Consider the following 21,240-nt stretch of genomic DNA (forward strand, 5'->3'; position numbering starts at 1 on the left):
ACAATCTCGCTACTATAGCAAAACTCTCACATTACGCTAAAAAAAACCCATAAAAAAACCTGCCGAAGCAGGTTTTTTATCTAAATATCGATTAGTCGAATAAACGATCAAAGAAAGATTTTTTCTTTGGAGAAGACGCATGTCCATCACCATCCAAAGAGGTTTGTAATTCTTTCAATAACTCGCGTTGACGACTGGTTAAATTCACAGGCGTTTCCACCACGATACGGCAAAGTAAATCACCGACCATGCTACTACGGACAGGACGAACACCCTTGCCACGTAAGCGGAATAATTTACCAGTTTGTGTCCCCTCAGGAACTTTCAAGCTTACACGACCATCAAGGGTCGGGATTTCCATTTCTTTACCGAGTGCAGCATCTGCGATGCTCACTGGCACATCCATGTAAAGATCAGCGCCATCACGTTGGAAAATTTCGTGTTCACGCACCACAACTTCTACATATAAGTCGCCCGCCTGACCATCACGAATTGCTTCGCCTTTACCGGTTAAACGTACGCGATCACCATTATCTACGCCTGCTGGAATAGTCACTTCAAGCGTTTGTTGACGATCAGCCACGCCCGAACCATGACAACTATTACATGGGTTTTTGATTATTTTACCTTGACCACGACAGGTACTACAGGTTTGCTGGACTGAGAAGAAGCCTTGTTGCATACGCACTTGACCTGAACCATGACAAGTACGGCAAGTTTCTACATCATTTGGATTTTTAGATCCCTTACCATCACAAACCTCACAAGGTGCTGGCGCAGTAAAGGTGATGGTTTTTTTCACACCTTTAACCGCTTCTTCAAGTGTGAGTTCCATGACATAGCGAAGATCTGAGCCACGGCGTTGACGTTGTTGTTGACGACCACCGCCACCAAACGCGCCACCGAAAATATCACCGAATTGGCTAAAAATGTCTTCAGCGCTAAAACCACCACCGAAACCGCCGCCACCGCCGAAACCGCCTTCAAAAGCGCTATGACCAGCACGATCATACATACTGCGCTTCTCACCATCAGAAAGCACTTCATAGGCTTCTGATGCTTCTTTGAATTTCTCTTCTGCTTCAGCGTTGTCAGGGTTACGATCTGGATGATACTTCATCGCCAACTTACGATAGGCTTTTTTAATCTCATCATCACTTGCGGTTTTCGAAACGCCCAAAACCTCATAATAATCACGTTTAGCCATGGTTGGCGATGCTCCTCACGGAATAAATTCAATCTCTACAAAAACAAATAGGCTCTATTGACATTTTATTTCTAAAGTCAACAGAGCCTTAATAGGGGTTAGATTACAGATTTACAAGGGCTACCCAAACAAAAAAGCGATAATTTAGAAAACAGCTTTATTTTTTAAGTATTTAGAAACGCCATTTAACCAAGCATTTAATAAGTACAACCATGCAATCAAACCAAAGACAACACCAGCAACAGTCATTCCTGTCACCCATAAAGCGCTATCCCAAGCAAAAAAGAATAAGGGTATAAACCAAAGTGCCGCGAAAAAGGCCATCAATATAAACAACAACACATTACGCATGATCCAAAGTGCATGTGCATGTATCCATACTTCAGCATTATCCACAATTGCAACTTTTCGTGCTAACACATACGCAAACGCTGCAAACACAATTGTAAATAATGCAAGAAACATGAACACGTATGAAATCACCACATAGCGGCGATGTTGCTCAATATTGTCTTGCGCCATGCTCTATATCACCTCATTCACTGCATTTCGTTAAATTGGTCATGCAATGAAATTCAATTATTTTTTGGTCTTAAAATATAGGTGCTACTATATTGAAATTTTCAATATTTCGCACCTTTATTCACAAAATAATTACGATAGTTGTGTTGTTTTCTTAACCTTAAACCATGCTGCATAGAGTGCAGGCAAGAAAAATAGGGTTAATAAGGTTGCTACGATCAAGCCACCCATAATTGCCACAGCCATCGGACCAAAGAAAATACTGCGTGATAATGGGATCATTGCAAGCACCGCTGCGAGTGCGGTCAACACAATTGGGCGGAAACGGCGCATGGTTGCGCCAATCACTGCATCCCACGGCGCATGACCTGCATGAATATCTTGCTCGATCTGATCAATCAGAATCAGCGAATTACGCATGATCATGCCTGAAAGCGCAATGGTGCCGAGCATCGCCACAAAACCAAAGGGTTTATTGAACAGTAATAAGAATGCAACCACACCAATTAAACCCAACGGCGCTGTCAACAATACAATTGTCGCACGAGACATACTGCGTAATTGAATCATGAGTAATGTCATCACCACGGCCAAAAATAATGGCATACCTGCATTCACCGAGCTTTGACCTTTGGCAGATTCTTCCACTGTGCCACCTACTTCGAGCAGATACCCATTCGGTAGATCAGCACGTAAGCTTTGCATTTGATCGGCTAACTGCTGAACCACGGTTGCTGGTTGCAAATTTGTGCGAATATCCGCTCGAACAGTAATGGTTGGTAAACGGTTACGATGCCAAATCAAACCTTCTTCAAAGCGTGATTCAATTTTTGCAATTTGCGCTAAAGGAACTGTGGTGCCATTACTGGTTGGTACAGCCAAACTTGCTAAAGACGCGACTTCAGCTCGTTCAGTTTTATCACCACGTAAACGAATCTCAATCAGTTCTCTTTTTTCACGATATTGATTCATCACCGTTCCTGTTACCGAGGCATTCAGGAAGTTTGCTAAATCTGAGCTAGATACACCCATTTGACGTGCGCGATCTTGATCAATTTCAATAGAGATGATTTTACTCGGCTCTCCCCAATCCAGATGCACATTAGTAGTATTTGGATCTTCACCTAAAACTTTGGCAACCTTTTGTGCCCATAAACGTACCGTTCCCAAATCCTCACCAGAAACACGATACTGCAATGGATAGCCCACAGGCGGTCCATTTTCTAATAAAGAAACACGGGTGCGGACTTGCGGTAATAGCTTTTTAATTTGTTGATCTAATGAACGGCGGATTTCATCGCGGTCATCTAATGAAGAAGCCAACACCACAAATTGTGCAAAACTCGCTTGTGGAAGCTGCTGATCTAGAGGTAAATAGAACCGTGGTGAACCAGTTCCGACATACGCCACATAGTTATCAATACCTTGCTGTGTTGATAAGAATTTCTCAACTTTTTTCACGGCTTGCTCTGTAGCCGTGAGTGATGCACCCTCTTCGAGCTTTAAATCCACTAAAATTTCAGCGCGATTGGAAGGTGGGAAAAATTGTTGCGGCACGAGTTTAAACATCGCCACAGAGAGCACAAAAATACCCACTGTTACTGCAATCACCGTTTTGCGGTAGGTAATACAGATTTCCACCACACGACGGAAAGATTGATAAAACTTAGAATGATAAGGATCATGATGTTGACCATGTGCCTCAACAACAGGCGCAGGTTGCTTACGTAATCTTGCCCATAAACGCACATACCAAGCAGCTTGTTGCTTTTGCTTGGTGAAGTCAGGTAATAATTTTTCACCTAAATATGGCACAAATAAAACAGCTGCAATCCAAGACACAACCAAAGCGATGGTCACCACTTGGAAAATTGAACGCGTATATTCACCTGTACCCGATTGTGCTGTCGCTATCGGCAAGAAACCTGCTGCTGTAATCAGCGTTCCTGTCAACATTGGAAATGCCGTGGTTTGCCATGCGAAACCTGCGGCTTTGAGCCTGCTGTAGCCCTGCTCCATTTTGATTGCCATCATTTCAACAGCAATAATCGCATCGTCAACCAACAAACCGAGGGCGAGAATCAAAGCACCGAGTGAAATTTTATGTAGACCGACATCGAATAAGCTCATGCCAGCAAAGGTCATTGCGAGTACCAATGGAATAGACAGTGCAACGACCAAACCCGTACGGAAACCAAGCGAGAAGAAACTGACCAATAAAACAATGATTACGGCTTCGGCAAGAACTTTTAAGAACTCTTGAATACTACGCTGTACTGCAACGGGTTGATCTGAAACTTTTTGCAGTTTCATTCCTAAAGGTAAGCTTTTCTGTAAGCTGTTAAATTCAGTCTCAAGGTTTTTACCTAAGGCAATAATATCACCACCTTTACGCATCGAAACGGCAATACCAATACCATTTTCACCCATGAAGCGCATACGTGGTTGCGCAGGTTCACTAAAACCACGATAGACATCTGCTACATCACCGAGTTGAATGGTTTTGTCGCCCACCAATAACGGCATTTTTTTCAGATCATCGACACTATGCAAATGTCCACTAACCCGAAGCTGAATACGGTCTGTGCCTGTCTCAAAGAAGCCTGCACTTGCCATATCATTTTGTTTTTGAATTGCTTCTTGGATCGCTGTAACGGGTACACCCAGTTGTACAGCTTTGGTATTAGATAGCTCAATCCAAATTTTTTGATCTTGCAATCCAACTAAATTGACTTTGCTGACATCTTTGACCCGTTGCAATTGCAGTTGCAAACGATCTGCATATTCTTTCATCACCGCATAGTCAAAATCTTTGCCTGTCAGCACATAAATATTGCCAAAAGTATCGCCAAACTCATCATTAAAGAATGGACCTTGCACACCACTTGGTAACTGATGACGAATATCATTGACCTTTTTGCGAACGTTATACCAAACATCTGGAATGGCACTCGAAGGCAAACTATCTTTGGCGACAAAAGTAACCAGCGATTCACCCGGACGTGAATACGCCATAATTCGGTCGTATTGTCCTGTGGTCATTAACTCTTTTTCAATTCGATCTGTCACCAAAGTCGAGACTTCTTTGGCAGTCGCACCTGGCCAGTAGGTCTGTACCACCATCACCTTAAAGGTAAACGGAGGATCTTCACTTTGAGACAATTTGGAGTAAGAAATGATTCCCACAAGTCCAAGCAATAGCATAAAATAAAGGACAATGCCCTTATTCTTAAGTGCCCATTCTGAGAGGTTAAATTTCATGATTAACCTCCAGCTTTAAGCTTAACTTCGCGATTTTCACGATCTACTGGGTGAATTTTTTGTTGGTCACGAAGTAAATGCACACCACCAACCACGACCCAATCTGTTGCTTTGAGACCAGAAAGAATCGGTACACTATCACGCCCATAAGTACCCATTGTCACAGGAACTTTACGTAAGGTTTGATTACTATTGACGACCCAAACATAGCCTTGCTGATCATTTGCGGTGACACTCGATAAAGGTACACTCAGCACATTATTTTCATTAGCCACAAAAAATACACGTGCACTTTGACCCAGTTGAATGTTCGACTGACCTTCAAGTAAAGAGACTTTCACCGTAAATGTGCGTGATTGATCTGCTGCGGGAGAAACCTCACGGACTTTAGCAGCAAAACGTGCATCAGGTTGCGACCAAAGCGTGACCCACGCAGGTTGCCCCACTTTAATGGTACTCACCAATTGCTCTGGCACGCCAAAAACCACTTCACGCTCGCCTTCAATCGCCAACTGATAAGCAGCTTGTCCTGCTGCAATAACTTGTCCGACTTCAATTTGACGTTGCGTGATTACACCATTTTTATTCGAAATCAGCTGGTTATAACCTGTTTGATTGGAAGCAACTTCATAATTAGAACGTGCTTGTTGTAAACCTGCTTGTGCCGATTCGTATTGATTTTTGATCGCATCGAACTGCGAGCGACTGACTGCATTAATAGGTAAAAGTTGTTGATAACGCTTGTATTCTTCAGATGCAATTTTTGCTGCTGCCTGCGCACTATCAAATTGCGCTTTGGCTGCATTCATTTGCAATTGCGCATCTTTAACATCTAATTTAGCAAGCACTTGCCCCACTTTGACCCGATCACCGACATCGACATACCGTTCAGTAATTTGTCCTCCAACACGGAATGCAAGTGCAGTTTGTTGTCTCGCTTGGACATCGCCTGCATAGCTTTTTTGATCAACATGATTGCTACTTGGCTGAGCCACCATGACATAAGGGATTTCCTCAGTCTTGGGAACTTCTTTTTGACATGCTGTTAAAGTGACACTGCTGAGTACGAGCAACCCCACAATTACATGATTTAGCAGATTCATCTCTTTTTCGCTCTTATTCAAATTGATTTTTTAAGGCACAATATGAACATTATGATAGATTGTTTATTTTTTAATTAATATACCCGTGAGTACACTAATTAAAAATTAAATCTATAAACTTGATTTGTAAATAAATTAAAAGAGAAAGGTATAGTGCAAATTCACAGTGGTCGCCCAAAGGATTTAGAAAAAAGAGCCAAGATCTTACAGGCGGCTAAATCTATTTTTCTAAAAATGGGTTTTCATGCGACCAATATGAATCAGATTGCCAAAGAAGCTGGTGTCACTAAACTGACGGTGTATAACCACTTTCAAGATAAAGCCAATCTATTTATATGCGCGATTGAAGAAAGCTGTGAAGAATCTATTCGAGCAAAACAATTTGAACTGACAGCAGAATCTGATTTTAAACAAGCGCTTTATTTAATGTGTGATCGTGCTTTAGGCATTATTTATTTACCCGAGGCAATAAAATTAGATTGTCTTATGTTTGAACTTGCAGCCGAACAAAGTCCCTTAGCACAACAATTTTTTGATGCTTCCCATACCCGAATGTGCAATGTGTGGTGTCATTTTTTTGAACAGGCGATCGCGTTTAAATTTATTCAAGCAGACCAGCCGATTAAACAAACTGAACTGATGCTGTCACTTCTATTAGGCATACGCCATCAACAAGTTTTACTGAATTTAGCGCCCGTACCAACAGCGGCTGAAATTGATCAGATGATTCAACAATCGATTGAGATTTTTTTGCTTAAATATCAACCTAAAAATTAGATAATATTCACATTTTTTTACGTTCTCCACTTGGATTGTCTCTCAATCACGCTATAGTCGAATGAGAACAACAGGAGAAATAGAATGATTCAGCAAATCACTGCTCCATTACGTGAAGATGTCCGTTTATTGGGCAATTTACTCGGTGAAACCCTTAAACAACATGCAGGGCAAGATTTGTTTAATCAAATTGAACAAATTCGCGCATTGGCAAAAGGCGCTCGTGACGGTCAACTTGAAGCAGAAAAACAATTAGAACAACTTTTCCTTGGTTTAAAAGACGAAGAAATTTTACCCCTGACCCGTGCATTTTCACATTTCCTGAACTTCGCCAATATTGCAGAGCAATATCACGTCGTTCGTAGTCGTCGTCAGGCTGAATTTGATGAACAAGCACCGAGTCCAAATCCTCTTCCTCATTTATTCGAAAAATTTAAAACCCAACATATTGATACACAACAGTTGTTTCAGCAAATTTGTGATCTAAAAATTGAACTGGTATTGACTGCTCATCCGACTGAAGTGAGCCGTCGTACTTTAATTCAAAAATATGATGATATTACCGATTGTTTATCCAAACTCGATCAGCAAAAACTCACTCCAAGAGAACGCCAAGAAACGATTGCCACATTAAAACAATTGGTCAGTTCGGCTTGGCAAACGGATGAAATCCGTCAACATCGCCCAACCCCTGTTGATGAAGCAAAATGGGGCTTTGCAACGATTGAACAAACCTTGTGGAATGCTGTACCCAAATTCGTGCGTGAACTGAATGAATTGTCCCAGCAACATTGTGAACAGGCTTTACCACTGAATATTGCACCAATCCGTTTTGCTTCATGGATGGGTGGTGATCGTGATGGTAATCCAAATGTCACCCATCAAGTGACTCAAGAAGTGCTCTGGCTATCACGTTGGCAAGCGGCAGATTTATACCTACGTGATATTGAAAATCTGCGTTGGGAACTCTCTATCCAAAGTTGCTCTCATGAACTGACTCAAGCCTTGGGTTATGAACACCCAGAACCGTATCGTGAATATCTACGTGAAACCCGTGAGCGCTTAAAAGCCACTCGCTATTGGTTAGGACAGCGCTTACAAGGAAAAGAAGCCGATGATAGTCATATCATTCGAAATAAAGATGAATTACTACAACCCTTATTACTTTGCTATCGCTCTTTAATAGAAAGTAATCTTGCTGAAATCGCCAACGGACAATTACTTGATTTTATTTATCGAATCAATTGTTTTGGGATTGAATTACTTAAACTTGATATACGCCAAGAATCAGGTCGACATCGTCAAGCCATTTCAGCCATTACTGAATATTTAGGTTTAGGTAATTTTGAATCATGGACAGAACAAGCACGTCAGAACTTTCTGATTCAGGAATTACAAAGCAAGCGTCCGTTATTACCAAAGTTCTTTACTGAACCTGAAGGAAGCTTAATTCAGCACCCTGATGTACTCGAAGTCTTTGCCACCATGCGCACTTTAGCTGAGCAACCGACCGAGAGTTTGGGTGCGTATATTATTTCGATGGCGGAATATCCAAGCGATGTCTTAGCTGTACTTTTATTACAAAAAGAAGCAGGAATTCAGCACCCGCTGCGCGTGGTACCATTATTTGAAACCTTAAAAGATCTCGATGGTGCAGCCAAAACCATGAACACCTTGTTTAATATGCATTGGTATAAACAGCATATTCAAGCTAAACATGAAGTGATGATTGGCTACTCAGACTCTGCAAAAGATGCAGGTTTTATGTCAGCTAACTGGGCACAATATCGTGCTCAAGAAGAATTAACGGCTGTCGCTCAACAACACGGCGTGCAATTAACCTTATTTCATGGTCGTGGTGGTTCGATCAGTCGTGGTGGTGCGCCAACCCAGCAAGCGTTATTCTCTCAACCACCGGGTTCAATCTCAGGAGCCATCCGTGTCACTGAACAAGGTGAAATGATTCGCTTCAAGTTCGGTTTAGAAGGTATTGCGCTGCAAAATCTAGAGATCTATACCGCCGCGACTTTAGAGGCAACCTTATTACCACCACCTGAACCGAAAAAAGAATGGCGCGACCTGATGAATCAAATGACTGATTTATCGGTACAGGTTTATCGTCAAACCGTGCGTGAAAATCCGAATTTTGTGAGTTACCTGCGTACCGTTACGCCTGAGCTAGAATTGCAAATGCTGCCGCTTGGTTCACGTCCTGCAAAACGTAAAGTCAGTGGTGGTATAGAGTCTCTTCGGGCGATTCCTTGGGTATTTGCATGGACACAAATTCGATTAATGTTGCCTGCTTGGCTCGGAACAGGAACGGCGATCAATCAAGTACACGAACAACATAAAAAAACACTGGATGAGATGTTGGAACAGTGGCCATATTTTCAAACCTTAATTGATATGTTGGAAATGGTATTGTCCAAATCTGATGCCAACATTGCTTTGTATTATGAATCTCACCTGACTCAAAATCAGGATTTGAAAGTGTTAGGTGTAGAGTTACGTCAACGTTTGCAAAATGCAGTAGATACCTTATTAAACTTAAAAGGTGAATCAAAACTTTTGAGCAATAACGAAGTGCTTGATCAATCCATGCAGGTGCGTAAACCATATTTATTGCCTTTGCATCTGTTGCAAGCAGAACTGATGAAACGTCGACGTTTATATTTAGCAGAACACCAAACGGAGCATAGCCCAGTCGATCACGCCTTAATGGTCAGTATTGCCGGGATAGCCGCTGGCTTGCGTAATACTGGCTAAATTTTACTTTTCTGAGCCATGCCATCAATAGAAATAAGTGCTATTGATGGCAAAATTGGCAAAATATTCCATTTCTTTAAAAAAAATTTAAAAATTTTTTTCTATCTCTCTTTTTTAATATTTCAAATATTCGTTGAAAAATAAACAATAAATCCGAAAGTTTATTTTGAAACATATTTTACCAAAAGGTAAAAATACAAACTTAAAAGACAAGAACAATCAAGATTCTCAATGGCCTATAGGTGAAAGCTTGATTTAAGAAAGAGTATCATACGCGCTGATATCACATAATGAGTCTCATCTATGTCAAATTGGTTTCCAAAATGGCAGCCGTATCAGGGGAAGATTGATCATCGACCTGTTGCGACAAATGAATATTTACCGCCCTTACAAAGCGCGGTGCTCGGCGTACAACATGCATTTGCAATGTTTGGTGCAACTGTACTCGCACCCTTATTAATGGGTTTTAGCCCGAACCTTGCCATTTTAATGTCAGGGATTTGTACCATTATTTTCTTCTTGATTACGGGTGGTCGTGTACCGAGTTATCTCGGTTCAAGTTTTGCATTTATTGGTGTTGTTGCAGCAGCAACAGGTCATATCACAGGCTCAGGTGCAAACCCCAATCTTTCAGTAGCACTCGGAGGTATTGTTGCCTGCGGTATTTTATACGCATTGATTGGCTTTGCCGTCATGCTAACAGGTACACGTTGGATTGAAAAACTTATGCCGCCAGTGGTGACTGGTGCCATTGTGATGATCATCGGTTTGAACCTTGCTCCTGTGACCATCAAAGGCGTTGCAGGTCAACCGTTTGAAATGTGGATGGCACTTGTTACTGTTTTAAGTATGGGCGTGATCGCAGTCTTTACCAAAGGCTTGTTACAACGATTATTGTTATTGGTCGGGCTACTGATTGCCTATGCAATTTATGCGATCACAACCAATGTGCTAGGCTTTGGAAAGCCGATTGATTTTTCTCAAATCGCAGCAGCACCGTGGTTTGGTATTCCAAGCTTTTCACATCCAACCTTTGATATGAATGCAATTTTAATTATTGCACCTGTTGCCCTTATTTTAGTGGCTGAAAACTTAGGTCATATCAAAGCAGTCGGCGCAATGACAGGTGAAGATCTTACTCCGCAGCTAGGCAAAGCATTTGTCGCCGATGGTCTTGCGACCACATTATCTGGTGGTGTAGGCGCACCAGGAATGACAACTTACGGTGAAAATATCGGGGTGATGGCTGTGACTCGAGTTTATTCAACCATCGTGTTCGTGATTGCAGGTGTTTTCGCCATCTTCTTAGGACTTTCGCCTAAATTCGGTGCAGTAATTAGTACCATTCCAACTGCTGTACTTACAGGCGCTTCAATTGTAGTGTTTGGCTTAATCACCATTGCAGGTGCAAAAATCTGGATCGAAAATAAAGTCGATTTCTCCAATAATAAAAATTTGATCATCGCATCAGTGACTATTATTTTAGGTGCGGGTAATTTTGAACTATTGTTTGGAAGCTTTAACTTAGGTGGTATCGGAACCGCAACTTTTGCAGCAATTTTATTAAATTTATTATTTAGTTTAAAAAAATAAATCTCACACATTCAAAGGCAGCTTAGGCTGCCTTTTTTTATTGCTTTAAAGCTTTCGCTACACAATGCCACCATTGGTTCTGATCACCTGTGCGTTAATCCAGTTACTGGCATCACTTACTGCAAAATCGATCACGGCAGCAATATCTTCAACCGTACCTAAACGTTCTAAAGGCGCTGCTTTAGCCAACTGCGCAATCAACGCATCACTTTTTCCTTCAAAGAAAAGTTCCGTTGCTGTTGGTCCAGGTGCAATCGCATTTACAGTGATCTGCTTACCTCTGAGTTCTTTAGCAAGAATGGCAGTCAACGACTCAATTGCTGCCTTTGATGCAGTATATATGCCATAGCCTTCGAGCTTCATAGCAATGACGCTGCTGGATAAATTAATAATTTTACCACCTTGTTCAAGACGGTTCGCTGCCTCGCGCATGGTATATAACGCACCTTTTAAATTAATCGATAGAACACTTTCAATGGTTTCATCATCCAAAGCCTCAATTTTTTTAAAGCACATAATTCCTGCATTATTGATCAGTACATCAATTTTTCCATAGGTTTGAATGGTGTAATCAAATAATTGTTTGACCTGACTTGATTGACTCACATCTGCCTTAAACCCAGTTGCCGTACTACCCGCCGCTTGGATTTTTTCTACAACCTGATTGGCTTCTACATCATTATTGGCGTAGTTAACCATGATCTGATGACCTTGTTGTGCCAATAAGCTTGCGGTAAACGCACCGATACCACGAGATGCGCCAGTAATTAAAATCACTTTGCTCTGATTTACAGTATTGGATTGTGTATTCATTTTCGACCTCACATAAGTCAACAGATGACTGAATACGATCTATGATACTGTTCAGATAGAACTAGATAATCCATCAAATTTCGGCATCTTTATGCGGATATACCGAACAAAAGAATGAGTCCTATGGATAAATTAAATGCAATGTCGGCATTTGTGCAGGTTGCTGAACAGCGGAGTTTTACCAAAGCTGCCCAATTACTCAACCTGCCGCGCTCTACGTTGACAGACGCGATTAAACAATTAGAAACTGAACTAAATACGCGCTTGTTATTTCGCACCACGCGTCAAGTTAGTCTGACCGATGAAGGCAATATTTATTACCAGCGTTGTAAATATATTCTTGGTTATATTGATGAATCAGATCATGATTTCCTTCATGCCAAGCCTAAAGGTGTATTAAAAATTGAAGTTCATGGCATGTTTGCCGCTCATTTTATTATGCCAAAACTTCATTTATTTTTAGCTGAATATCCTGAAATTCAACTTCAACTGACGGAAGGTGATCGTTATGTCGATGTCATTAAAGAAGGTATCGATTGCGTCATTCGGATTGGTCATCTTAATCATAGTGAATTGGTGGTCAGACATTTAGGTGATATTCAACAAGTCACTCTAGCAAGCCCCCAATACTTAGAAAAATATGGAACACCTAAGAGCCTCAACGATTTGAAGCAGCATTTTATGGTCGGGTTTTACTCCACCGCCCGACAAAAAACGTTGCCTTTAGAATTTTTGGTGAATGATCAGTGGAAAATGTATGATTTAGCCAGTTTCATTCAGGTCAACGGTGCACATTCATATTCAGCCGCCGCTGAGCAAGGCTTTGGCATTATCCAAGTGCCTCGTTACGGCCATATCAAAGAAATCGAAAATGGCCAACTGCGTCAAATACTCAAACAATATCAAGCTCCATTTTTGCCTGTTTCCCTACTTTACCCCTCTAAAACCTTAGTTACGCCTCGGCAAAGAGCATTTATTGAATGGATTGTGCAACTATTTAAAGATCATCCTTTAAAAGAAGTTAAATCGTTTTAGTGTCCTTAATATAGATTTTATTTTGATCCTATTTTTATGCAGATATTCAGCATGCTATGTTTATTGAGTTTATTTTTAGTATGATGATTTTTTGCATTTCAATGCGTTGTGCTCATGCGTTTTGACTTTTTTGATTTACAATTATTGCTGCATATCATTGCAACAGGCAGTCTGACCAAAGGTGCCAAACGCTCGGCTATCTCATTGCAAGCAGCGAGTGAACGCATCAAAAAACTTGAACAATATTTCAACACCCCCCTATTTACTCGACAAACAACTGGCGTTGAGCTCACCAGTGCGGGTCATGCTTTAGCTGAACATGCAAGAACGTTGATACAACAAAAAGATCAACTTGAACAAGACATGCAACGTTTTCGAGAAACCACACCGCTATCATTGACATTGTGGTGTAATTCTTCTGCACAAAGTGAATATTTACCAACATTATTACCGCAATATTTAATGCGCCACCCTGAAATTAATATTGACTTACATGAAGCCGAAAGCTCAGAGATCATTGCAGCACTTCACAAAGGCATTGCTCAATTAGGATTAGTCTCTAGCTTCTTTGATATCCAACCTTTACAAACACAGGATTTCGCCAGTGATCCTTTAGTGCTGATTTGCCCTCGCTCACATGCACTGGCGCAGCATCAACATTTGAACTTAATTGATGCATTAAACTACGGTTTTATTGGTCTAATGCCACATCACTCTTTACAGCAATCCATCGAAACTCAAGCCAAATTACTGGGCTTTAATATCCAATATCGTTTGCGTTTACCGAATTTTGCTTCAATTGCTGAAGTCGTGGCTGAAGGTGTAGGTGTAGCCATTATGCCTGCACGTGCCGCACAACGTTTACAACCCACCTATCATTTTCATACTGTGCAACTGCTGGGTGCTTGGGCAAATCGTAAACTATTGCTGGCAACTCAGGATTTCAAGCAACTATCACAAGACTATCAAAACTTTGCCGATTTTTTATTGCAACATCGTCTGAAATGATCCTGCCATTAATGAGATAACATATATCCACCCAATGCCAACAACCCCATAAAAAATAGGCGGCGGAAACGTTGCTCATTCAATTGATAACGGATTTTTTTACCTAGCCACATGCCAATTAAAGCAGCAATTAAAGCAATAAATGAAAGACGATAATCCAGTGTAATACCTGTGATTGGATTGTGATGTAAAAACATGGCTAAACAAATCGTAGAGATGGTAAAGGTTAAGCCTAAAGACTGAACCAGTTCATCTCGTGTCAAATGCAAGGACTGCAAATAAGGTACAACAGGGATGATGATCACACCTGTCGCCACGGTCACGGCACCCCCAATATAGCCCACCAAAGGTGATAACCATCGTTCATATTTACTCAAATTTGGAAGATTTTTGACCCATAGACCGTATATGCCATACAGCACTAACATCGTCCCTAATAAGATTTCACTGTTTTGCCCATGACTTTGGCTCAAGGTCGGTAAAAAGCTCCAAACGGATCCGATCACAACGCCAAGCAGTAAAGTCCAAAAACGACGAACAAAAGTCCAGACTCGACCTTCTGCAAAAAGCTGCCAAATATTGGTAATCATTGAAGGGACAATTAAAAGTGAAGCTGCCTGAAATGGACTCATGGCAATGGTTAATAGCCCCATAGAGACTGCGGGCAAGCCAAGACCAATCATGCCTTTAATCATGCCTGCGAAGACAAATACCATCACAATAATTGCTAAAAAAGTCATGCCCTGCCTCCAATCTTAGGTTGGAGTTATGCTACGGAAAAAGTAGGGTCTGGGCGTATTCTTATTTTTGGAAGTAGGCCTCAAGCAGAGGTTGAGGCCAATTTATATTTATCCTCTAAAACATTACTAATAATGCTTTCAATCATCCACACTCGATATAGGCTATTAAAGACATAACTTTGCCCATCAATCCTGAGTTCCAACACAGGAAAATCTGGCTGATGCTTTTGCTGACACAGTTCATCATTGTGCTGAAGTAAAGCATCTATATCTTGTTCAGTAATAGCATCAATTTCTAAACGCTTTTGCATGCGCTGAAAATGTGTTTTAAATGAGAGATCTTTACCACGTGTCCAGACCCCTTCCAAGATTTCGTGGATACAATCCACTTGCTGTTGTTCTGGAACACTGTAAAACAATCTTGCCATCTCATAGGTCGCTTCTTTGGTTGGACGGCAAAAGGGGGTAAATGCAACTTCAGTTCGTTTAGACACCCGCGTTGCGAGACTCCAGTCAAACCAATCACGTCCTTGATAACTTAAAGGAAAAACTTTGAGTTGAATATTATAATAATTCGCCAGCTCTTCTTTGATATAGGAAAGCAATAACCAACTCATTGGATCTTCTAAGGCGATATACAAATCAAGCTCTGGATGCAAAGCTTGGATCTCATTCAATGCTTCGCCATCATTAATTAAATGCTCGCGCCATTCGATATGATTAATCAGAAAAATTGGATTTCCTGTCAGCAATTTTTGTTGCTTTAAACGACGTGTCAGTCGCAATAGATCATCAACGGCTTGATATTTACGCTCACCAAATTCGAAATAACTTGCAATAACGGGCACATCTTTGAATATCCGCTCAGGAAAATCTTGAGGGCTTTGATGTTGATTTGCCATCGCGTACAACGTTCGCAATTTACCGTATTGCTGTTGCCACAACATATGGAACACATCTTCAAGCAAATGTAAGAAATTTTGTTCGCGCAAAGGCGTATTTCTAAGAATAGTTTCAGCTTGTTGTAAGGCTTCAGGACTTGGAATTTCTGGCGTTTCATCGAATCCAAAACGATGCTGTTTAGCTAAAATCTTAGCGTCATTTAAGCAATACTGTAGCCAATCCTCTGCTGACATTGCATTCGGTGGTTCAGCATCCTGCTTAGAAATAATTATTTTTAAGGGTTTGAGTTCATCACTCAAGATTTCATTGAGTTGATCAAGTTGTTGTACCGCAAGATAGCTATAAACATCGTCCAAACGTAAATAAATACTTAAACCCTGTCCCGTGGGTAATACCGCCTGACGAGAAGGTTTTTGATAGAACCAACTCGATCGGATGGGATCAAACCAACGACGTAACAAAGACATGTCGATAGCCTCTAATGGTTATAAAGTTCTTGATTGGGAAGTTATCTCTAACTTGTATGCAAACAAGCGAGTAATAATTATATTGAGTATCTTATAAAACAAGAAAAAAGTCCCTCTCAGATGCGATTATAGCATCGCAAGTAAGAGGGACTTAAACAGATTACAAAACGCGTACCGCACCTTTGGCTGCACTGGTTGAATGCAATGCATAAATTTTCAGTGATTTTGACACCTTACGTTTACGCTCTTCCACTGGATGCCAACCTTTCGCTTCTTGAACAGTACGGCGATGTGCCATCGTTGCATCATCGACATCAAGGTGAATGCTACGATTTGGAATATCAATTTGAATGGTATCACCATCTTCAACTAAACCAATCGCACCACCTTCTGCTGCCTCTGGAGACACGTGACCAATCGATAGACCTGAAGAACCACCAGAGAAACGACCATCGGTAATCAAAGCGCAGTCTTTACCTAAACCTTTCGATTTCAAGTAACTGGTTGGATACAACATCTCTTGCATCCCTGGACCACCACGTGGACCTTCGTAGCGAATCACGACAATATCACCAGCAACAATTTTATGATCTAAAATCGCTTCAACAGCCGAATCTTGGCTTTCGAATACCCGTGCTGTCCCTGTAAATTTCAGGATTGATTCATCCACACCCGCAGTTTTAACGATACAACCGTCTAATGCAATGTTTCCGTAAAGTACCGCTAAACCACCGTCTTTAGAGAAGGCATGTTCCGCATTACGAATTACACCTTTCTCACGGTCACCATCTAAAGTTGAATAGTAACGATTTTGCGAGAATGCCACTTGCGTTGGGATACCACCCGGAGATGAACGATAGAACTCATATACATCCGCATCTTCAGTGCGAATAATATCCCATTTGTCTAATGCATCTTTCAAAGTTGGTTCGTGTACGGTTGGACATGATGTATTTAGCAAATTGGCACGATCTAGCTCGCCCAAGATTGCCATGATGCCACCTGCACGGTGTACATCTTCCATATGTACGTCTGATTTTGCAGGAGCAACCTTAGACAATACTGGCACTTGACGAGATAAACGATCAATATCATCCATGGTGAAATCGACTTCTGCTTCATGTGCAGCAGCGAGCAAGTGCAATACTGTATTGGTTGAACCACCCATTGCAATATCTAGGGTCATGGCATTTTCAAATGCAGCTTTGGTTGCAATTGAACGCGGCAAAATAGTGTCATCATTCTGTTCATAATAACGTTTTGCTAATTCAACAACTAAACGACCTGCTCTCAAGAATAATTTTTCACGATTGGCATGTGTTGCAACGATTGAACCATTGCCCGGTAAAGAAAGACCTAACGCCTCGGTTAAGCAGTTCATTGAGTTCGCAGTAAACATACCTGAGCACGAACCACAGGTTGGGCATGCTGAACGTTCGAACGCTTCAACTTCTTCATCGGTATAGCTTTCGTCAGCTGCAACCACCATCGCATCAACGAGGTCAATCGCTTTTTCATTACCGCGGAACTTCACTTTACCCGCTTCCATCGGACCACCAGACACGAAGACGACTGGAATATTTAAACGCATTGCAGCCATGAGCATTCCCGGTGTGATCTTGTCACAATTCGAGATACAGACCATCGCATCGGCACAATGTGCATTGACCATATATTCAACTGAGTCTGCGATCAAATCACGTGATGGCAGTGAATACAGCATGCCATCGTGACCCATTGCAATACCATCATCAACCGCAATCGTATTGAATTCTTTGGCAACACCGCCAGAAGCTTCAATTTCTCTCGCTACCAATTGGCCTAAATCTTTAAGATGCACGTGACCTGGAACAAATTGAGTAAATGAGTTGACCACCGCAATAATTGGTTTGCCAAAATCTTCATCTTTCATACCTGTCGCACGCCATAAACCGCGTGCGCCAGCCATATTTCTTCCATGTGTTGATGTTTTTGAACGATAATCAGGCATTTTGTATTCCCAACAGGTTTGTGCGCGAGATGAATAAGAGATTCTCTCTGGCGAAATGATACTAAGCTTTTTCCATCATACTACAACTCATCGTTTAACAGATGACCTACTTGTAGAAGTTTTTTTTGCTGATTTCAGTACCGAATTACCTCAGCAGATTCCAGTTTTTATAGAAATACTTGCATTGTGTCGTAAATGTAATTGTGCAACCTATACTCAAACATACACTTCCAATAAGCGTGCGATTAAGGAGGCTAATATTAAAATAAAAATTATCACAGTGCCTAAGGCGAGCTCTTTGCTGATCATGGTTTCACCTATTTTTATTATTTAAGTTCTGTTTTCACCATCGCACTTACATCAACATGTGAACGAGTCACTGATTAACTCAACTCATCACCTCTTATCAACTAAAGCGAGTTAAGTTCTAATTGGCAATTCGTCTGCGGTGCGTAGCAGTTCTATTCGATTATACATAAAAATGTTCATTATGCACATTTTTATGTATATTCTGCGTAGCCTTTCTCGATTTTGATTACGCTTTTCAGTTTAGGACTTTGTTATAATCAACACAGATTGATTTATTTTGAAGAGCTCACCCGATTGAAAATCATTTTTGCTGGTACGCCTGAATTTGCTGCAACGGCATTGGCGGCATTATTAAAAACATCACACCAGATTATTGCGGTTTATACTCAACCTGATCGCAAGGCAGGAAGAGGACAAAAATTAACCCCCTCTCCTGTTAAGCAACTCGCGCTTGAACACAGTTTGCCTGTTTATCAACCTTTGAACTTTAAAGCATCTACCGAAGAAGGCTTGGCAGCTCGACAAGAACTTGCCGCACTTGGCGCAGATGTGATGGTGGTTGCTGCCTACGGTTTAATCTTGCCACAAGCAGTATTAGACACACCTAAATATGGCTGTCTAAATATTCACGGCTCATTATTGCCACGTTGGCGTGGCGCAGCGCCGATTCAACGTGCCATTGCCACAGGTGATGTAGAAACTGGCATTACCATTATGCAAATGGCGGCTGGTCTGGATACTGGCGATATGATGTATAAGACGTATTGTCCAATTACAGCCGAAGATACCTCTGCAAGCTTGCATGATAAACTTGCGATACAAGGCGCAGAAGCGATTTGTACCGTGCTTGAATCAGAGCAAAGCTTAAAAACATTTATTGAAAAGCGTGAAGTTCAAGACGAAGCGCTGACTGTATATGCGCACAAATTGGTAAAAACCGAAGCGCGTATTGATTGGACACAAAATGCGGTTCAGATCGATCGAAATATCCGAGCTTTCAATCCTTGGCCTGTTGCCTTTATTCAACTGGATGAAAATAATGCTTTGCGCGTGTGGGGCTCAATGCACTCTGACCACAGCAAAGCTGATGCTCAAGTCGGTGAAATCATCGCGATGGATAAATACGGTGTGCATGTCGCGTGTGGCGAAAACACTTCAGTCTGTTTAACCAGCTTACAATGGCCAGGTGCTAAAGCGCTCAATCCAGTGCAAATTGCACAAACTCAAAAATTGCATCTTGGACAAATTCTCCCATGAACCAATCAAATCAATCATCTGCAAAAAATTTGAATTTGCGCGCGCAAGTGGTCAAAACACTTTTGGCTGTTCAAAATGGGCAATCTTTGGCTTCCGTGTTGAATCAACATATCAATATTGTTTCTGAACGTGACCGTGGCTTATATCACGAACTTACTTTAGGTTGTTTACGCCAGTGGTATTCTTTAAAAGCAATTACCTTACCATTGCTGACCAAACCATTAGACAATGAAGCACTAGAAAGTTGTTTATATCTTGGTTTGTATCAAATTTTATGTACACGTATTCCTGTACATGCTGCGATTTCAGAAACTGTAAATGCTGCTAAGCAACTCGGTTTCGAGCCAATGAGTGGTTTGGTCAATGCGATTCTGCGTCGTGTTTCACGTGAAACAGATGAATTTCAAACAGCGTTGAATAATACGCATGGTTTGCCAAGTTGGTTATTCAAACGACTTAAAAAAGATTGGCCTGATCAATTTGATGAAATCTGTCAAAATTTAAAACAAGTCGCACCGCTGACTCTGCGTGTCAATGAACGCCAAGTTAGTCGTAATGAGTATCTTGATATTTTAGATGAAGAACAGATTGATGCTCGTCCTTGCATACTTTCAAATGTTGGTATTGTTTTGGAACAAACGGGCAACATTACCCATTTACCAGGTTTCGAAGAAGGCGGTTTTTCTGTTCAGGATGAACATGCTCAATTGTGTGCAACTATTTTGCCAAACTTAGATGATAAAGTCGTTGTCGATGCCTGCGCTGCACCCGGCGGTAAAACAGCGCATATTCTTGAGCGTTATAATCCTAAAAAACTGATTGCGCTTGACCATGATGCAAAACGTTTATTACGTTTGTCTGAAAATATAGAACGTCTAGCCTTAGATCAAACCGAGGTTGAGATTGTTACAGCAGATGCAACAACTTGGCAGGCAGAAGAAGCCGTCGACTGTATCGTGCTCGATGCACCGTGCTCTGCAACAGGTGTAATTCGTCGCCATCCAGATATCCGCTTGTTGAGACAATCAACTGACATCGCGCAAACAGTGGCATTACAGCATCAAATTTTGCAACAGATGTGGCAACAGCTCAAAGTTGGCGGTAGCATGCTGTATATCACTTGCTCAATTTTAAAAGTCGAGAACGAGCAGCAAATGGCGACTTTCTTTGCTGAACATAGCGATGCAGAAGAAATCAAAATTGAAGCTGATTGGGGTATTGAACAGACCTATGGTCGTCAGTTATTACCTTACCTACATTCAGGTGATGGCTTCTATTATTGCCATATTAAAAAAGTGGCGTAAAAAAAAGCAGGCTTTCAGCCTGCTTTTTTTTAAATTAATTTAGAGCGTATGCTGGTCTTTGACTTCTTCCAGAACGTCATCAAGCTCTTCTGGATTTTTCATCAAGTGTAGGATAGACAAAGCTAATCCTCCCCAAACAAACAGCATGGCAATAATCATCATTATGATTGCTGAAGTATTCATAT

Annotated in this window: 16 protein-coding genes; 7 read left to right on the plus strand and 9 right to left on the minus strand. The window is 41.3% G+C overall.

Features of this window, described 5'->3' with window-relative positions; translation table 11 throughout:
• Positions 1-91 precede the first annotated feature (91 nt).
• The 4 genes from dnaJ to F933_RS08690 all read right to left on the minus strand — a co-directional run bounded on the left by dnaJ (position 92) and on the right by F933_RS08690 (position 6,093).
• Entirely contained in the window at positions 92-1,207 is a 1,116-nt protein-coding gene (dnaJ, locus tag F933_RS08675) for a molecular chaperone DnaJ (RefSeq protein ID WP_005060380.1), read from the minus strand.
• A 144-nt stretch (positions 1,208-1,351) separates the two neighbouring features.
• Positions 1,352-1,729: a hypothetical protein gene (locus F933_RS08680; protein ID WP_005052732.1), complete on the minus strand. Its 378-nt coding sequence runs from the start codon at positions 1,727-1,729 to the stop codon at positions 1,352-1,354.
• A 132-nt stretch (positions 1,730-1,861) separates the two neighbouring features.
• A complete protein-coding gene (locus tag F933_RS08685) occupies positions 1,862-4,990 on the minus strand; it encodes an efflux RND transporter permease subunit (RefSeq protein WP_005060382.1) in 3,129 nt (1,042 codons plus the stop codon).
• Between the two features lie 2 nt (positions 4,991-4,992).
• Positions 4,993-6,093, minus strand: a complete 1,101-nt coding sequence (locus F933_RS08690) for an efflux RND transporter periplasmic adaptor subunit (protein ID WP_005060385.1) — start codon at positions 6,091-6,093, stop codon at positions 4,993-4,995.
• Between the two features lie 153 nt (positions 6,094-6,246).
• Here F933_RS08690 and F933_RS08695 point away from each other — a divergent pair, with 153 nt between their 5' ends.
• The 3 genes from F933_RS08695 (at position 6,247) to F933_RS08705 (ending at position 11,229) form a co-directional block, all read left to right on the plus strand.
• Positions 6,247-6,870 (plus strand): TetR/AcrR family transcriptional regulator, encoded by a 624-nt coding sequence (locus F933_RS08695; RefSeq protein ID WP_005060389.1) that lies wholly within the window; start codon positions 6,247-6,249, stop codon positions 6,868-6,870.
• 84 nt (positions 6,871-6,954) lie between these two features.
• The gene (gene ppc, locus F933_RS08700) at positions 6,955-9,636 is read left to right on the plus strand and encodes a phosphoenolpyruvate carboxylase (protein ID WP_005060391.1); all 2,682 of its coding nucleotides are present in this window, start codon (positions 6,955-6,957) and stop codon (positions 9,634-9,636) included.
• Between the two features lie 303 nt (positions 9,637-9,939).
• The gene (locus F933_RS08705; protein ID WP_005060394.1) at positions 9,940-11,229 is read left to right on the plus strand and encodes a solute carrier family 23 protein; all 1,290 of its coding nucleotides are present in this window, start codon (positions 9,940-9,942) and stop codon (positions 11,227-11,229) included.
• A gap of 57 nt (positions 11,230-11,286) precedes the next feature.
• Here F933_RS08705 and F933_RS08710 read toward each other — a convergent pair whose 3' ends face one another.
• Positions 11,287-12,042 carry an SDR family oxidoreductase gene (locus F933_RS08710; RefSeq protein ID WP_005060396.1) on the minus strand — a complete coding sequence of 252 codons (756 nt, stop codon included), beginning with the start codon at positions 12,040-12,042 and terminating at the stop codon, positions 11,287-11,289.
• A 123-nt stretch (positions 12,043-12,165) separates the two neighbouring features.
• Here F933_RS08710 and F933_RS08715 point away from each other — a divergent pair, with 123 nt between their 5' ends.
• Entirely contained in the window at positions 12,166-13,077 is a 912-nt protein-coding gene (locus F933_RS08715) for a LysR family transcriptional regulator (protein ID WP_034710652.1), read from the plus strand.
• A 114-nt stretch (positions 13,078-13,191) separates the two neighbouring features.
• Complete coding sequence (locus F933_RS08720) at positions 13,192-14,085, plus strand: LysR family transcriptional regulator (protein ID WP_005060401.1); 894 nt, start codon at positions 13,192-13,194, stop codon at positions 14,083-14,085.
• A gap of 8 nt (positions 14,086-14,093) precedes the next feature.
• Here the strand turns inward: F933_RS08720 and F933_RS08725 are convergent, their stop codons facing one another.
• From F933_RS08725 to ilvD, 3 genes are all read right to left on the minus strand, one after another.
• Entirely contained in the window at positions 14,094-14,825 is a 732-nt protein-coding gene (locus F933_RS08725) for a sulfite exporter TauE/SafE family protein (RefSeq protein ID WP_005052759.1), read from the minus strand.
• Between the two features lie 80 nt (positions 14,826-14,905).
• Positions 14,906-16,195 carry a hypothetical protein gene (locus tag F933_RS08730; RefSeq protein ID WP_005060404.1) on the minus strand — a complete coding sequence of 430 codons (1,290 nt, stop codon included), beginning with the start codon at positions 16,193-16,195 and terminating at the stop codon, positions 14,906-14,908.
• Between the two features lie 160 nt (positions 16,196-16,355).
• Positions 16,356-18,185 (minus strand): dihydroxy-acid dehydratase, encoded by a 1,830-nt coding sequence (ilvD, locus tag F933_RS08735; RefSeq protein WP_005052763.1) that lies wholly within the window; start codon positions 18,183-18,185, stop codon positions 16,356-16,358.
• 603 nt (positions 18,186-18,788) lie between these two features.
• Here ilvD and fmt point away from each other — a divergent pair.
• Positions 18,789-19,751, plus strand: coding sequence for a methionyl-tRNA formyltransferase (fmt, locus tag F933_RS08745; protein ID WP_005060408.1), 963 nt, complete (start codon positions 18,789-18,791; stop codon positions 19,749-19,751).
• The gene (gene rsmB, locus F933_RS08750; protein WP_005060410.1) at positions 19,748-21,055 is read left to right on the plus strand and encodes a 16S rRNA (cytosine(967)-C(5))-methyltransferase RsmB; all 1,308 of its coding nucleotides are present in this window, start codon (positions 19,748-19,750) and stop codon (positions 21,053-21,055) included. The genes fmt and rsmB overlap by 4 nt, the downstream gene beginning before the upstream one ends.
• Before the next feature lie 39 nt (positions 21,056-21,094).
• Here the strand turns inward: rsmB and F933_RS17025 are convergent, their stop codons facing one another.
• Positions 21,095-21,238 carry a methionine/alanine import family NSS transporter small subunit gene (locus F933_RS17025; protein WP_005052772.1) on the minus strand — a complete coding sequence of 48 codons (144 nt, stop codon included), beginning with the start codon at positions 21,236-21,238 and terminating at the stop codon, positions 21,095-21,097.
• Positions 21,239-21,240 lie beyond the last annotated feature (2 nt).

The organism is Acinetobacter beijerinckii CIP 110307, assembly GCF_000369005.1.
GTDB classification, from domain to species: domain Bacteria; phylum Pseudomonadota; class Gammaproteobacteria; order Pseudomonadales; family Moraxellaceae; genus Acinetobacter; species Acinetobacter beijerinckii.